General features: G+C 66.1%; 21 protein-coding genes. 1 reads left to right on the plus strand and 20 read right to left on the minus strand.

The genetic code is table 11. From position 1 onward, the window contains the following. The first annotated feature begins 16 nt into the window (after positions 1-16). Entirely contained in the window at positions 17-1,000 is a 984-nt protein-coding gene (locus OG905_RS16800; protein ID WP_328670971.1) for a hypothetical protein, read from the plus strand. On the opposite strand, the gene truA is transcribed toward OG905_RS16800, so the two are convergent. The 20 genes from truA to rplN all read right to left on the minus strand — a co-directional run bounded on the left by truA (position 971) and on the right by rplN (position 12,666). Next, complete coding sequence (gene truA / locus OG905_RS16805) at positions 971-1,840, minus strand: tRNA pseudouridine(38-40) synthase TruA (protein ID WP_328670974.1); 870 nt, start codon at positions 1,838-1,840, stop codon at positions 971-973. The genes OG905_RS16800 and truA overlap by 30 nt on opposite strands. 77 nt (positions 1,841-1,917) lie before the next feature. After that, on the minus strand, positions 1,918-2,406 hold the full coding sequence (gene rplQ, locus OG905_RS16810) for a 50S ribosomal protein L17 (RefSeq protein WP_328670975.1): 489 nt from the start codon (positions 2,404-2,406) through the stop codon (positions 1,918-1,920). Positions 2,407-2,502: 96 nt separating this feature from the next. Further along, positions 2,503-3,525: a DNA-directed RNA polymerase subunit alpha gene (locus OG905_RS16815; RefSeq protein WP_003956430.1), complete on the minus strand. Its 1,023-nt coding sequence runs from the start codon at positions 3,523-3,525 to the stop codon at positions 2,503-2,505. 107 nt (positions 3,526-3,632) lie between these two features. Continuing rightward, entirely contained in the window at positions 3,633-4,037 is a 405-nt protein-coding gene (gene rpsK, locus OG905_RS16820) for a 30S ribosomal protein S11 (protein WP_003956432.1), read from the minus strand. Between the two features lie 65 nt (positions 4,038-4,102). Further along, positions 4,103-4,483, minus strand: a complete 381-nt coding sequence (gene rpsM / locus OG905_RS16825) for a 30S ribosomal protein S13 (RefSeq protein WP_142214193.1) — start codon at positions 4,481-4,483, stop codon at positions 4,103-4,105. Positions 4,484-4,674: 191 nt separating this feature from the next. Beyond that, positions 4,675-4,788, minus strand: coding sequence for a 50S ribosomal protein L36 (rpmJ, locus tag OG905_RS16830; protein ID WP_003956441.1), 114 nt, complete (start codon positions 4,786-4,788; stop codon positions 4,675-4,677). A 61-nt stretch (positions 4,789-4,849) separates the two neighbouring features. Further along, positions 4,850-5,071 (minus strand): translation initiation factor IF-1, encoded by a 222-nt coding sequence (infA, locus tag OG905_RS16835; RefSeq protein ID WP_003956442.1) that lies wholly within the window; start codon positions 5,069-5,071, stop codon positions 4,850-4,852. Between the two features lie 141 nt (positions 5,072-5,212). Then, positions 5,213-6,049 carry a type I methionyl aminopeptidase gene (map, locus tag OG905_RS16840; RefSeq protein ID WP_328671260.1) on the minus strand — a complete coding sequence of 279 codons (837 nt, stop codon included), beginning with the start codon at positions 6,047-6,049 and terminating at the stop codon, positions 5,213-5,215. 98 nt (positions 6,050-6,147) lie between these two features. After that, positions 6,148-6,807 (minus strand): adenylate kinase, encoded by a 660-nt coding sequence (locus OG905_RS16845; protein WP_328671261.1) that lies wholly within the window; start codon positions 6,805-6,807, stop codon positions 6,148-6,150. Next, positions 6,807-8,126, minus strand: a complete 1,320-nt coding sequence (gene secY, locus OG905_RS16850) for a preprotein translocase subunit SecY (protein ID WP_328671264.1) — start codon at positions 8,124-8,126, stop codon at positions 6,807-6,809. The genes OG905_RS16845 and secY overlap by 1 nt, the downstream gene beginning before the upstream one ends. 249 nt (positions 8,127-8,375) lie before the next feature. Beyond that, positions 8,376-8,831 (minus strand): 50S ribosomal protein L15, encoded by a 456-nt coding sequence (gene rplO / locus OG905_RS16855; RefSeq protein WP_328671266.1) that lies wholly within the window; start codon positions 8,829-8,831, stop codon positions 8,376-8,378. 1 nt (position 8,832) lies between these two features. Further along, positions 8,833-9,015, minus strand: a complete 183-nt coding sequence (gene rpmD, locus OG905_RS16860; RefSeq protein ID WP_005313525.1) for a 50S ribosomal protein L30 — start codon at positions 9,013-9,015, stop codon at positions 8,833-8,835. After that, positions 9,015-9,620: a 30S ribosomal protein S5 gene (gene rpsE / locus OG905_RS16865; RefSeq protein WP_328671274.1), complete on the minus strand. Its 606-nt coding sequence runs from the start codon at positions 9,618-9,620 to the stop codon at positions 9,015-9,017. Before rpsE ends, rpmD begins: the two co-directional genes overlap by 1 nt. Before the next feature lie 46 nt (positions 9,621-9,666). Continuing rightward, positions 9,667-10,050, minus strand: a complete 384-nt coding sequence (gene rplR, locus OG905_RS16870; RefSeq protein ID WP_328671276.1) for a 50S ribosomal protein L18 — start codon at positions 10,048-10,050, stop codon at positions 9,667-9,669. Positions 10,051-10,053: 3 nt separating this feature from the next. Continuing rightward, the gene (gene rplF / locus OG905_RS16875; RefSeq protein WP_328671278.1) at positions 10,054-10,593 is read right to left on the minus strand and encodes a 50S ribosomal protein L6; all 540 of its coding nucleotides are present in this window, start codon (positions 10,591-10,593) and stop codon (positions 10,054-10,056) included. Positions 10,594-10,614: 21 nt separating this feature from the next. Beyond that, positions 10,615-11,013 carry a 30S ribosomal protein S8 gene (gene rpsH / locus OG905_RS16880; protein WP_005313538.1) on the minus strand — a complete coding sequence of 133 codons (399 nt, stop codon included), beginning with the start codon at positions 11,011-11,013 and terminating at the stop codon, positions 10,615-10,617. Between the two features lie 210 nt (positions 11,014-11,223). Then, complete coding sequence (locus tag OG905_RS16885; protein WP_003956452.1) at positions 11,224-11,409, minus strand: type Z 30S ribosomal protein S14; 186 nt, start codon at positions 11,407-11,409, stop codon at positions 11,224-11,226. Positions 11,410-11,414: 5 nt separating this feature from the next. Then, positions 11,415-11,972, minus strand: a complete 558-nt coding sequence (gene rplE, locus OG905_RS16890; protein ID WP_142214200.1) for a 50S ribosomal protein L5 — start codon at positions 11,970-11,972, stop codon at positions 11,415-11,417. Continuing rightward, positions 11,972-12,295, minus strand: a complete 324-nt coding sequence (rplX, locus tag OG905_RS16895; RefSeq protein ID WP_142214201.1) for a 50S ribosomal protein L24 — start codon at positions 12,293-12,295, stop codon at positions 11,972-11,974. The genes rplE and rplX overlap by 1 nt, the downstream gene beginning before the upstream one ends. A 2-nt stretch (positions 12,296-12,297) precedes the next feature. Then, on the minus strand, positions 12,298-12,666 hold the full coding sequence (gene rplN, locus OG905_RS16900) for a 50S ribosomal protein L14 (protein ID WP_003956455.1): 369 nt from the start codon (positions 12,664-12,666) through the stop codon (positions 12,298-12,300). Position 12,667 lies beyond the last annotated feature (1 nt).

The raw sequence follows: 12,667 nt of genomic DNA on the forward strand, positions 1-12,667 counted from the left end.
GTTTAGGATGCGCGGCATGAGCTTTGGGCAGGGGGGACCCCAGTGGGGGTCCGGTGGACAGAACCAGGACCCGTACGGAGGGCAGGACCCGTACCGGGGGCAGAACTCGTACGGCGCACCTGACCCGTACGGCGCGGGCCAGGGCACGCCGGACCCGTTCGGCCTGCGGGCCAGGGCGGCAGCGGCGGACAACACCCCGGACTGGGCCGCGCTCGCCGACGCCTCCGCGGCCCGCACCCGCCGCAGGCGCTGGCTGCTGATCGGCGGCGGCGCGCTCGCCACCGCCGCGGTCGCGGGCATCGTGGCGAGCGCGATCGTCTCTTCCAACAGCGATGACAGCAACCAGTCTTCGGACAAGAACGCGAGCCAACTGCCCGCGGCCCCCGAGCTGCCCAGCGACACCACCCAGCCCGAGCCGTCCTTCTCGTCGGTCGCGCCGCTGCCCCCGCCGGACCCCAAGGACTTCATCTCCGACCGGAAGAAGGACACGGCGCCGCTCAGCGCGGAGTCCCTCTTCCCGGGCAGGAAGCTGACGATGGGCGAGCGCGTCTACGACAAGGGCGCCACGGCGCGGACCGGTGACTGTAAGTCCGTCACCAAGGGTGCCCTCGGCGCGGCTCTCGAAAGCAACGGCTGCGAACAGGTCTTCCGCGTCACCTACAGCGCGGGCGGCATCGCGGTCACCGTCGGCGTGGCCACCTTCGAGAACGAGGCCAAGGCCAAGAAGGCCGTGCAGCAGGCGTCGGGCAACATCCTGCCGCTGCCCGGCGACGGCGTCCCTGCCTTCTGCAAGGGCGGCCCGGTCTGCCGCTCGACGTACAACTCCTACGGCCGGTACGCCTACATCACGTTCACCGGTTACATCAAAGCCAAGTCCGTCACCAAGGGAGACACCAAGGCCTTCCAGATCGGCGACGACCTGGGCGAGTTCACGTTCCGTCAGATCCGCAGGCGCGGCGAGGCCCAGGCCTCAGCAGCAGCCGCCCAACCCGCCGCCTGACCCGGGCAGCGAGCGCTTGTTGCGGGCCTCCCGGTTCCGGGCGGCCAGCAACTCGTCGGCGGGGTAACCGACTTCCTCCAGCGTGAGCCCGTGCGGCCGCACCACGTGGACGGCCGAGTCCCGTACACCCGCGGCCAGTACCTTCCCCGGCCACTGGACCGGCCGGTGCCCGTCCCCCACGAACAGCAGCGCTCCGACCAGCGAGCGCACCATGTTGTGACAGAAGGCATCGGCCTTCACGGTCGCCGTGATGACCCCGGCCGCATCCCGCTCCCACGAGAGCCGCTGCAGCGTACGGATGGTCGTGGCGCCCTCGCGCTTCTTGCAGTACGCCGCGAAGTCGTGTTCGCCGACCAGCTTTTCGGCCGCGGCGTTCATGGCGTCGACGTCCAACGGCCAGTCGTGCCACAGCACATGACCGCGCAACAGCGGATCGACACCACCAGGGTTGTCGGTCACGCGGTAGGCGTACCGCCGCCAGATCGCCGAGAAGCGCGCGTTGAATCCGGCCGGAGCCTCCTCGACGCGCCAGATCCGCACATCGCGCGCGAGCCTTCCGGCCAGCCGCTTCAGCAGCTTCTCCCGGTGCTCGGCCCACACCTCCACCGGCAGATCCACATGCGCGACCTGCCCACGGGCATGCACGCCGGCGTCCGTCCGCCCGGCGACGGTCAGTTCGTACGTCTGCGAGGAGCGCGTCACCGTACGCAGCGCGTCCTCGATGTCCCCCTGGACGGTCCGCTGCCCACGGGCCTGCTTGGCCCAGCCGGAGAAGTCCCTGCCGTCGTACGACAGGTCCAGCCGCACCCGGACGTGTCCGGGCTCCACCTCGTCACTCACGTATCAGATCCTCTCAAAGCGGAACGGGCCCGCTCCCCGGAGGGAACGGGCCCGCTCGCACAGCCAGGTCAGAACGCTCAGGCGTCCTTGGCCTCGTCGGCCGGCGTGGCGTCCTCGACGACCTCGGCCTCGGCGGCCTTGGTCTCGGACTCCTTGACCGCACGCTTGGTGGCGGCCTCGGCCTCGGCGACGGTCGCCTTCTTGGCGATCTCACCCTCGACCAGCTCGATCACAGCCATCGGGGCGTTGTCGCCACGACGGTTGCCGATCTTGGTGATGCGGGTGTAGCCACCCGGGCGCTCGGCGTAGCGAGGAGCGATCTCGGTGAAGAGCGTGTGCACGATGCCCTTGTCCGTGATCGTCTGCAGCACCAGACGACGGTTGTGGATGTCGCCCTTCTTCGCCTTGGTGATCAGGCGCTCGGCGACCGGACGCAGGCGGCGGGCCTTGGCCTCGGTCGTGGTGATGCGGCCGTGCTCGAACAGCGACTTCGCGAGGTTCGCGAGAAGCAGACGCTCGTGCGCGGCGCTGCCGCCGAAACGGGCTCCCTTGGTGGGACGCGGCATGGTGTTTCTCCTTGTGATCTGCACCGGCCGTATCAGGTACCGGTGTCAGTTACCGGCGGGCGGCCGCCCGCCGGAAGTTTCCCTGAGCCGCAGGGCTCAGTACTGCTCGGTCTCCACGAAGCCCGCGTCCGCGTCGTCGTCGGCACCGAAGGCGTCGGCGGCGGCGGTCGGGTCGAATCCGGGCGGGCTGTCCTTCAGGGCCAGGCCCATGCCGGCCAGCTTCGCCTTGACCTCGTCGATCGACTTCGCACCGAAGTTGCGGATGTCGAGCAGGTCGGCCTCGGAGCGGGCGACGAGCTCACCCACGGAGTGGATGCCCTCGCGCTTGAGGCAGTTGTACGAACGAACGGTGAGCTCGAGCTCCTCGATCGGCAGCGCCAGGTCGGCAGCGAGCGCGGCGTCCGTCGGGGACGGACCCATGTCGATGCCCTCGGCGTCGATGTTGAGCTCGCGCGCCAGACCGAACAGCTCGACCAGGGTCTTACCGGCCGACGCCATGGCGTCACGCGGACGCATGGCCTGCTTGGTCTCGACATCGACGATCAGCTTGTCGAAGTCGGTGCGCTGCTCGACACGGGTCGCCTCGACCTTGTACGTGACCTTGAGCACCGGCGAGTAGATGGAGTCGACCGGGATACGGCCGATCTCCTGGCCCACCTGCTTGTTCTGCACGGCGGAGACGTAGCCGCGACCGCGCTCGACGGTCAGCTCCATCTCCAGCTTGCCCTTGCCGTTCAGCGTCGCCAGAACGAGGTCCGGGTTGTGGACCTCGACACCGGCCGGCGGGGCGATGTCAGCAGCGGTGACCAGGCCGGGACCCTGCTTGCGCAGGTACATCACGACCGGCTCGTCGTGCTCCGAGGAGACGACCAGCTGCTTGATGTTGAGGATGAGGTCGGTGACGTCCTCCTTGACGCCCGGCACGGTGGTGAACTCGTGCAGGACACCGTCGATCCGGATGCTGGTGACAGCAGCGCCGGGGATCGAGGAGAGGAGCGTACGGCGGAGCGAGTTACCGAGGGTGTAGCCGAAGCCCGGCTCCAGCGGCTCGATCACGAACCGTGAGCGGTACTCGTCGACGACCTCTTCGGTCAGCGAAGGACGCTGAGCGATAAGCATGAGAAATGCCTCCAGTCTTGGCACCCACTATTTGATGCCAACGGAACAAGGGTACGGGCGGTACGGCACCGAAGCGCCATACCGCCCGAAGTCAGGCCCCTACGGGGTCAGACGCGGCGACGCTTCGGGGGGCGGCAGCCGTTGTGCGGGGTGGGGGTGACGTCCTGGATCGAGCCGACCTCGAGGCCGGTGGCCTGGAGGGAGCGGATCGCGGTCTCACGGCCGGAGCCGGGACCCTTGACGAAGACGTCAACCTTGCGCATGCCGTGCTCCTGCGCGCGGCGGGCGGCCGACTCGGCGGCCATCTGCGCGGCGAAGGGGGTGGACTTGCGCGAGCCCTTGAAGCCGACGTGGCCGGCGGAGGCCCAGGAGATCACGTTGCCCGAGGGGTCCGTGATCGAGACGATCGTGTTGTTGAACGTGCTCTTGATGTGGGCGTGCCCGTGAGCGACGTTCTTCTTTTCCTTGCGGCGCACCTTCTTGGCAGCGCCCTGACGACCCTTGGGGGGCATCTATATCTCCTACAGGGAGGTGGTCGGTCCTACAGCGAAGACCGCTGATGAGCGTCCGCTGAGGACTACTTCTTGCCCGGCTTCTTCTTGCCGGCGATGGCGCGACGCGGGCCCTTGCGGGTACGAGCGTTCGTGCTGGTGCGCTGACCGTGGACCGGCAGGCCACGGCGGTGCCGCAGACCCTGGTAGCAGCCGATCTCGACCTTGCGGCGGATGTCGGCCTGAACCTCACGGCGGAGGTCACCCTCGGTGCGGAGGTTGGCGTCGACGTACTCGCGGATCTTGACGAGGTCCTCTTCGGCCAGGTCACGAACGCGGGTGTTCGGGTTCACGCCGGTGGTGGCGAGGATCTCCTTGGACCGGGTGCGCCCGATGCCGAAGACGTAGGTGAGGGCAACTTCCACACGCTTGTCGCGCGGGATGTCAACACCTGAAACGCGTGCCATTCAATGGCTCCAGTTGTTTTCGGGGGTCTTCCGCAGAACCGCTCCCGACCGCCGACCTCTCGCGCAAGAGAGGTGGTACGGCCCGGGTCCCCGGCCCCCGCCGGAGGTGTCGTCAGCCGTGGCTTGGACGGGCTCTGCGTATGTACGTATTACGTGCGTCGCGCGAAGAACTGCGAGGTGCAGGTCGTGCTTCAGCCCTGGCGCTGCTTGTGGCGCAGGTTGTCGCAGATGACCATGACCCGACCGTGACGGCGGATCACCTTGCACTTGTCGCAGATCTTCTTGACGCTCGGCTTGACCTTCATGGGATGTGAGGTTCTCCGGGTCAGTGCCACCACCCACGCCGGAGCGGGGTGCGGGCAAGATCTACTTGTATCGGTAGACGATCCGCCCACGCGTCAGGTCGTACGGAGACAGCTCCACGACGACCCGGTCGTCCGGGAGAATACGGATGTAGTGCATCCGCATCTTGCCGGAGATGTGCGCGAGGACCTTGTGACCGTTCTGGAGTTCCACCTTGAACATGGCGTTCGGGAGGGACTCGATCACGGTGCCCTCAATTTCGATGGCACCTTGCTTCTTGGCCACGCTTCGCCCTTCGAATCGGCTACCTTGATCAACTCACGCTCGCCGCATGCAGACACACGAGTACACGAGAGCCGACGCATCAGTCTACGCCAGGGCATCCGAAATGACGAATCCGGCAAGTCTGCCCACCCCCGGAGATCGTTAAGCCAGCGGGTCCGGCGCCACCGTGATGCCCAGCTCCGCCAGCTTCGCCCTGCCGCCATCGGGGGCCGTCAGCACCAGCGGGCCCTCCTCCGTCAAAGCCACCGAGTGTTCCCAGTGCGAGGACCACGTGCCGTCCGTCGTGATGACCGTCCAGTCGTCCTGGAGCACCTCGGTGTGCGGGGTGCCCAGCGAGACCATCGGCTCGATCGCCAGGCAGAAGCCGGGGACCAGCTTCGGGCCCTTGCCGCGCTTGCGCGAGACGTAGTTCAGCAGGTGCGGGTCCATGTGCATCTCGGTGCCGATGCCGTGGCCGCCGTACTCCTCGATGATCCCGTACCGTCCGCCGCCCGGCTTCGGCTGGCGGCGGATGTACGTCTCGATCGCACGGGAGACGTCCACCAGCCGGTTGCCGCTCTTCATCGCCGCGATACCGGCCCACATCGACTCCTCGGTGACCCGGGAGAGCTCGATCAGCTCCGGAGCGTGACCGCTGCCGACGAAGACCGTGTAGGCCGCGTCACCGTGCCAGCCGTCGATGATCGCGCCGGCGTCGACCGAGATGATGTCGCCGTCCTTGAGGACGGTCTTCTCGTCCGGGATGCCGTGCACGACCACCTCGTTGACCGAGGTGCAGATGGTCGCGGGGAAGCCGCCGTACCCGAGGAAGTTCGACTTCGCACCGTGGTCGGCGATCACCTTGCGGGCGACCTCGTCCAGATCCTTGGTGGTGGCGCCCGGCACGGCCGCTTCGCGTGTCGCCGCGTGGATCGCGGCGACGACCAGCCCCGCCTCGCGCATCTTGGCGATCTGCTCCGGGGTCTTGATCTGCACCATGGCCTTGCCTTCCACCTCTGACGTGTCTCTGCTCAACAGTAAGGCCGCGGCGTCCGTCGGACACCGCGGCCGTACCAGGAGTTACTACTGGGTACTGCTCAGCTCTTCGCGGACTTCTTCAGCGCGTCCATCGCCCGCTGCGTCACGTCCGTGACCTTGCCGAGCGCGGAGATCGTGACCACCAGGCTCTGCGCCCGGTAGTAGTCGATGATCGGCTCGGTCTGCGTGTGGTAGACCTCCAGGCGCCGGCGAACGGTTTCCTCGGAGTCGTCGTCGCGCTGGTAGAGGTCACCCCCGCAGATGTCGCAGACACCCTCGTGCTTCGACGGGGAGTACGTGACATGGAAGACATGGCTGGAGTCGTTGCGGCAGATGCGGCGACCCGCGATCCGCTTCACGACCTCGTCCTCGGGGACCTCCAGGTCGAGCACCGCGTCCAGCGTCATGCCCTCGGACTTCAGCATCGCGTCGAGCGCCTCGGCCTGCGAGACATTGCGCGGGAAGCCGTCCAGCAGAAAGCCGTTCGCGGCGTCCGGCTGTTCCATCCGGTCCTTGGCCATGCCGATGGTGACCTCGTCGGGCACCAGGTCTCCCGCGTCCATGTAGGCCTTGGCCTGGAGACCGAGCTCCGTGCCCTGGCTGATGTTGGCGCGGAAGAGGTCGCCCGTGGAGATGTGCGGGATCGACAGGTTCTTGGCAAGGTACGCAGCCTGCGTTCCCTTGCCGGCACCGGGCGGCCCGACGAGGACGATTCGCATCAGCGGAGGAACCCTTCGTAATTGCGCTGCTGGAGCTGGCTCTCGATCTGCTTCACGGTCTCCAGACCCACACCCACGATGATGAGGATGCTCGTCCCGCCGAACGGGAAGTTCTGGTTCGCGCCTCCGAAGCCTGCCAACGCCATCGTCGGGACAAGAGCAATCAGACCCAGGTACAGCGAGCCCGGCCAAGTGATCCTGTTGAGCACGTAGCTCAGGTACTCGGCAGTAGGTCGACCTGCCCGGATACCCGGGATGAAGCCACCATACTTCTTCATGTTGTCCGCGACTTCCTCGGGGTTGAACGAGATCGCCACGTAGAAGAAGGCGAAGAACACGATCAAGAGGAAGTACGTCGCGATGTAATACGGGTGGTCACCCTTGACGAAGTGCTGTTGAATCCATGTCTTCCAGCCCGCTTGGGAGTTGGAGAACTGCGCGACCAGCGCCGGGATGTAGAGCAGCGACGAGGCGAAGATGACGGGAATCACACCCGCCTGGTTCACCTTCAGCGGGATGTACGTGGACGTCCCGCCGTACGAACGCCGCCCGATCATCCGCTTCGCGTACTGAACCGGGATACGGCGCTGAGCCTGCTCGACGAAGACGACCAGGGCGACCATCACGAAGCCGATCAGGATGACGGTCCCGAACTCGATCCAGCCCTTGGCGAGCTTGCCGGTCGACTTGATGGCCCACAGGGCACCCGGGAAACCGGCGGCGATCGAGATGAACATCAGGATCGACATGCCGTTGCCGATGCCGCGGTCGGTGATGAGCTCACCGAGCCACATGACGGCGGCGGTGCCCGCGGTCATGGTGACGACCATGACGATGGTGGTGAAGATCGAGCGGTCGGGAACGATCTGGTTGCCGACGGAGCAGTTGCCGAAGAGCGCTCCGGAGCGGGCGGTGGCGACCAGGCCGGTGCCCTGCAGCACGGCGAGGGCGACCGTCAGATAGCGCGTGTACTGCGTGATCTTCGCGGTACCGGACTGGCCCTCCTTCTTGAGGGCCTCCAGCCGCGGAATGACCACGGTCAGCAGCTGCAGGATGATGCTCGCCGTGATGTACGGCATGATGCCGAGCGCGAAGATCGTGATCTGCAGCAGCGCTCCGCCACTGAACATGTTGACCAGGCCGAACAGGCTGTTGTTGCCCTTCGAAGCCTGGTCCACACACGTCTGTACGTTCTGGTAATCGACGCCAGGGACCGGGATGTGTGATCCCAGCCGGTACAGCACGATGATGGCGAGCGTGAAGAGCAGCTTCTTGCGCAGGTCGGGCGTCTTGAACGCCCGGGCGAACGCGGTGAGCACGGTGCCTCCTGCGACCCCCGCGCTACTGCGTCAGAGGTGACGGTATTGAGGATCGACGAATACGTATCAGGCATTCCGCTTGGTCCAGGTGCACAGACCACGCGGTTCGGGGGCAGAACCCCCTTTGTTTACAGCAACAGTGCACGCCACCTTACCGGCGGAAGTGCCCCCCTAGGAACGACCAACCGGGGATGCCCCATTTGAGAGGCATCCCCGGTCGATTTTCAGCTTTCAGCCACTGAACTCGTCTCAGACGAGCTCGGTGACGGTGCCGCCGGCAGCGGCAACCTTCTCCTTGGCGGAGCCGGAGACGGCGTCAACCGTCACCTGCAGCGCCACGGAGATCTCGCCCTGGCCCAGGACCTTGACGAGGCTGTTCTTGCGCACCGCACCCTTGGCGACCAGGTCGGCAACGGTGACCTCGCCACCCTCCGGGTAGAGGGCGCCGAGCTTGTCCAGGTTCACGACCTGGTACTCGGTGCGGAACGGGTTCTTGAAGCCCTTGAGCTTCGGGAGACGCATGTGGAGGGGCATCTGCCCACCCTCGAAGCGCTCCGGAACCTGGTAGCGGGCCTTGGTGCCCTTGGTGCCACGACCAGCGGTCTTACCCTTGGACGCCTCACCACGACCCACACGGGTCTTGGCGGTCTTGGCGCCCGGGGCGGGCCGGAGGTTGTGGACCTTCAGCGGGTTGTTCTCCGCCATGTCAGTCGACCTCCTCAACCGTGACGAGGTGGCGGACGGTGTGCACCATGCCGCGGAACTCGGGACGGTCCTCCTTGACAACCACGTCGTTCAGGCGCTTGAGCCCGAGCGAACGCAGGGTGTCGCGGTGGTTCTGCTTGCTTCCGATGTACGACTTCGTCTGCGTGATCTTGAGGCGGGCCATTACGCAGCACCCGCTCCCGCACGCGCACGAAGCAGAGCCGCGGGGGCGACGTCCTCGAGGGGCAGACCACGGCGAGCCGCGATCTCCTCGGGACGCTGCAGACCCTTGAGGGCCGCCACGGTCGCGTGCACGATGTTGATCGCGTTGGACGAGCCGAGCGACTTCGACAGGATGTCGTGAACGCCGGCGCACTCGAGCACAGCGCGCACCGGGCCACCGGCGATAACGCCGGTACCGGGGGAAGCAGGCTTGAGCAGGACGACGCCCGCGGCCTTCTCGCCCGTGATCGGGTGCGGGATGGTGCCCTGGATACGCGGAACCTTGAAGAAGTTCTTCTTGGCCTCTTCAACGCCCTTGGCGATGGCCGCGGGAACTTCCTTGGCCTTGCCGTATCCGACACCTACGGTGCCGTCACCGTCGCCCACCACGACCAGCGCGGTGAAGCTGAAGCGACGACCACCCTTGACAACCTTGGCAACGCGGTTGATCGCGACAACGCGCTCAACATAAGCGGTCTTCTCGGCGGCAGCGCCACCGTCGCGACCCTTCCGGTCCCGCCGCTCGCCGCCACCGGCACCGCTTCCGCGGCGCTGGGGTCCAGCCATTGGATTTACCTCTCTCTGTTACGTCCGTTAGTCCCGGAACCGGGGCTCAGAACTTCAGCCCGGCTTCGCGGGCGGCGTCAGCCAGAGCGGCAATGCGCCCGGCGTACCTGTTGCCACCACGGTCGAACACGACAGCCTCGACACCGGCAGCCTTCGCACGCTCGGCCACGAGCGCGCCGACCTGCTTGGCCTGGGCGCTCTTGTCGCCCTCGCCACCGCGGATCGAGGAGTCCAGGGTCGACGCCGACGCGAGCGTGTGGCCCGCGATGTCGTCGATGACCTGCGCCACGATGTTGCGGTTGGAGCGCGTCACGACCAGGCGCGGGCGCTCCGGCGTGCCGGAGACGTGCTTGCGGACGCGGATGTGACGACGCTTGATGGCGGCGCGCTTGTACGCGTCACCCTTGGCGATCTTTACACCGTATGCCATGGCTTACTTACCCGCCTTTCCGACCTTGCGGCGGATGACCTCGCCCGCGTACTTGACGCCCTTGGCCTTGTACGGGTCGGGCTTGCGCAGCTTGCGGATGTTCGCGGCGACCTCGCCGACCTTCTGCTTGTCGATGCCCTCGACCGAGAACTTGGTCGGCGACTCGACCTTGAAGGAGATGCCCTCGGGCGCCTCCACCAGGATCGAGTGGCTGTAACCGAGCTGGAACTCCAGGTTGGAGCCCTTCGCGGCGACGCGGTAACCGACACCGCTGATCTCGAGCGCCTTCGTGTATCCCTGGGTCACACCGGTGATCATGTTCGCCACCAGCGTGCGGGACAGGCCGTGCAGGGCCTTGTTCTGACGCTCGTCGTTGGGACGGGTGACGTTGAGAACGCCCTCCTCGCCCTTAACAATCTCGATCGGCGCGGCGACGGTGTGCGAGAGGGAACCCTTGGGGCCCTTCACCGCGACCGTGCGGCCATCGATGGTGACGTCCACACCGGCGGGAACCTGGATGGGGAGCTTGCCGATTCGCGACATTAGCTATTCCTCCGTTCCCGACTACCAGACGTAGGCGAGGACTTCCCCACCCACGCCCTTCTTCTGCGCCTGCTGGCCGGTCAGGAGACCGTGGGACGTGGAAATGATCGCCACGCCCAGGCCACCGAGAACCTTCGGCAGGTTGGTGGACTTCGCGTACACGCGCAGACCCGGCTTCGAAATGCGCTTGATGCCGGCGATCGAACGCTCGCGGTTCGGGCCGAACTTCAGCTCCAGGACGAGGTTCTTGCCGACCTCGGCGTCCTCGACCTTCCAGCCGGTGATGAAGCCCTCCTGCTGGAGGATCTCCGCGATGTGCGACTTGATCTTGCTGTGCGGCATCACGACGGAGTCGTGGTATGCCGAGTTCGCGTTACGCAGACGCGTGAGCATGTCTGCGATGGGATCAGTCATGGTCATGAATTGGCCTTCGGCCTCTCTCGCCGGGGTTTCCTGTATGCGCCATCCCTCTCCCCACTCAGTGGCGGGACGGGTGCGGTGCGGGGACCTACGGCGTAGTAAGTCGGTCAGGGCGGCGGGCGCCCAACCCCACAAGCCTACGGCATGTGAAGGAGGGCTCCCGCCGACCAGATACTTACCGAGAGCCTCCGGTAATTCCCAAGTAGGGAATTACCAGGAGCTCTTGGTCACGCCCGGCAGCTCGCCACGGTGAGCCATCTCACGAAGGCACACGCGGCACAGGCCGAACTTGCGGTACACGGAGTGGGGACGACCGCAGCGCTGGCAGCGGGTGTACGCACGCACACCGAACTTGGGCTTACGAGCAGCCTTGGCAATAAGAGCCTTCTTCGCCATCTCGCTTACGCCTCCTTGAACGGGAAGCCGAGGTGACGAAGGAGCGCGCGGCCCTCAGCGTCGTTGGTCGCCGTGGTGACCACGGTGATGTCCATACCCCGGACGCGGTCGATCTTGTCCTGGTCGATCTCGTGGAACATGACCTGCTCCGTGAGACCGAAGGTGTAGTTGCCACGGCCGTCGAACTGCTTGGGGGACAGACCACGGAAGTCGCGGATGCGCGGAAGCGCGAGCGACAGGGTGCGGTCCAGGAACTCCCACATGCGGTCGCCACGAAGCGTGACGTGGGCACCGATCGGCTGGCCCTCACGCAGCTTGAACTGCGCGATGGACTTACGGGCCTTGGTGACGGCCGGCTTCTGGCCGGTGATCGTGGTGAGGTCGCGAATCGCGCCGTCGATCAGCTTGGAGTCGCGGGCGGCGTCGCCCACACCCATGTTGACCACGATCTTGACGAGGCCGGGCACCTGCATGACGTTCTCGAACGAGAACTCCTCACGCAGCTTGCCCGCGATCTCCTCGCGGTACTTCGTCTTCAGACGCGGAGTGGTGGTGGTAGCCATCAGATGTCCTCACCCGTCCGCTTGGCAACGCGGATCTTGTTGCCCTCGTCGTCGAAGCGGTAACCGACACGCGTGACGACCTTGTTGCCGTCCTTCTCCACGACGAGCTGAACGTTGCTCACGTGGACGGGGGCCTCGGTCGTGACGATGCCACCGGTCTGCGAACCGCGAGCGGTCTGACCGGCCTTGGTGTGCTTCTTGACCCGGTTGACACCCTCGACCAGGACGCGGTCCTCACGGGGGAAGGCCGCGATGACCTTGCCCTGCTTGCCCTTGTCCTTGCCGGTGATGACCTGAACCAGGTCGCCCTTCTTGATCTTCATGCTTACAGCACCTCCGGCGCGAGCGAGATGATCTTCATGAACTTCTTCTCGCGCAGCTCACGGCCCACCGGGCCGAAGATACGGGTGCCGCGAGGGTCGCCGTCGTTCTTCAGAATGACAGCGGCGTTCTCGTCGAAGCGGATGTACGAGCCGTCCTGGCGGCGGCGCTCCTTGACGGTGCGAACGATGACCGCCTTGACGACGTCACCCTTCTTCACGTTGCCACCGGGGATCGCGTCCTTGACGGTGGCGACAATGACGTCACCGATGCCCGCGTAGCGGCGACCGGAGCCACCGAGAACACGGATGCAAAGGATCTCCTTGGCACCAGTGTTGTCGGCGACACGCAGTCGCGACTCCTGCTGGATCACG

This window comes from Streptomyces sp. NBC_00322, from assembly GCF_036147535.1.
Taxonomy (GTDB): domain Bacteria; phylum Actinomycetota; class Actinomycetes; order Streptomycetales; family Streptomycetaceae; genus Streptomyces.

What these genes read in the sequence shown, in the direction of transcription:
- OG905_RS16800 (WP_328670971.1), top strand. Translation starts at nt 17, where the DNA reads ATGAGCTTTGGGCAGGGGGGACCCCAGTGGGGGTCCGGTGGACAGAAC.
- rplQ (WP_328670975.1), bottom strand. Translation starts at nt 2,406, where the DNA reads ATGCCGCGTCCCACCAAGGGAGCCCGTTTCGGCGGCAGCGCCGCGCAC.
- OG905_RS16815 (WP_003956430.1), bottom strand. Translation starts at nt 3,525, where the DNA reads ATGCTTATCGCTCAGCGTCCTTCGCTGACCGAAGAGGTCGTCGACGAG.
- rpsK (WP_003956432.1), bottom strand. Translation starts at nt 4,037, where the DNA reads ATGCCCCCCAAGGGTCGTCAGGGCGCTGCCAAGAAGGTGCGCCGCAAG.
- rpsM (WP_142214193.1), bottom strand. Translation starts at nt 4,483, where the DNA reads ATGGCACGCGTTTCAGGTGTTGACATCCCGCGCGACAAGCGTGTGGAA.
- rpmJ (WP_003956441.1), bottom strand. Translation starts at nt 4,788, where the DNA reads ATGAAGGTCAAGCCGAGCGTCAAGAAGATCTGCGACAAGTGCAAGGTG.
- map (WP_328671260.1), bottom strand. Translation starts at nt 6,049, where the DNA reads ATGGTGCAGATCAAGACCCCGGAGCAGATCGCCAAGATGCGCGAGGCG.
- OG905_RS16845 (WP_328671261.1), bottom strand. Translation starts at nt 6,807, where the DNA reads ATGCGAATCGTCCTCGTCGGGCCGCCCGGTGCCGGCAAGGGAACGCAG.
- rplO (WP_328671266.1), bottom strand. Translation starts at nt 8,831, where the DNA reads ATGGCGGAGAACAACCCGCTGAAGGTCCACAACCTCCGGCCCGCCCCG.
- rpmD (WP_005313525.1), bottom strand. Translation starts at nt 9,015, where the DNA reads ATGGCCCGCCTCAAGATCACGCAGACGAAGTCGTACATCGGAAGCAAG.
- rpsE (WP_328671274.1), bottom strand. Translation starts at nt 9,620, where the DNA reads ATGGCTGGACCCCAGCGCCGCGGAAGCGGTGCCGGTGGCGGCGAGCGG.
- rplR (WP_328671276.1), bottom strand. Translation starts at nt 10,050, where the DNA reads ATGGCATACGGTGTAAAGATCGCCAAGGGTGACGCGTACAAGCGCGCC.
- rplF (WP_328671278.1), bottom strand. Translation starts at nt 10,593, where the DNA reads ATGTCGCGAATCGGCAAGCTCCCCATCCAGGTTCCCGCCGGTGTGGAC.
- rpsH (WP_005313538.1), bottom strand. Translation starts at nt 11,013, where the DNA reads ATGACCATGACTGATCCCATCGCAGACATGCTCACGCGTCTGCGTAAC.
- OG905_RS16885 (WP_003956452.1), bottom strand. Translation starts at nt 11,409, where the DNA reads ATGGCGAAGAAGGCTCTTATTGCCAAGGCTGCTCGTAAGCCCAAGTTC.
- rplE (WP_142214200.1), bottom strand. Translation starts at nt 11,972, where the DNA reads ATGGCTACCACCACCACTCCGCGTCTGAAGACGAAGTACCGCGAGGAG.
- rplX (WP_142214201.1), bottom strand. Translation starts at nt 12,295, where the DNA reads ATGAAGATCAAGAAGGGCGACCTGGTTCAGGTCATCACCGGCAAGGAC.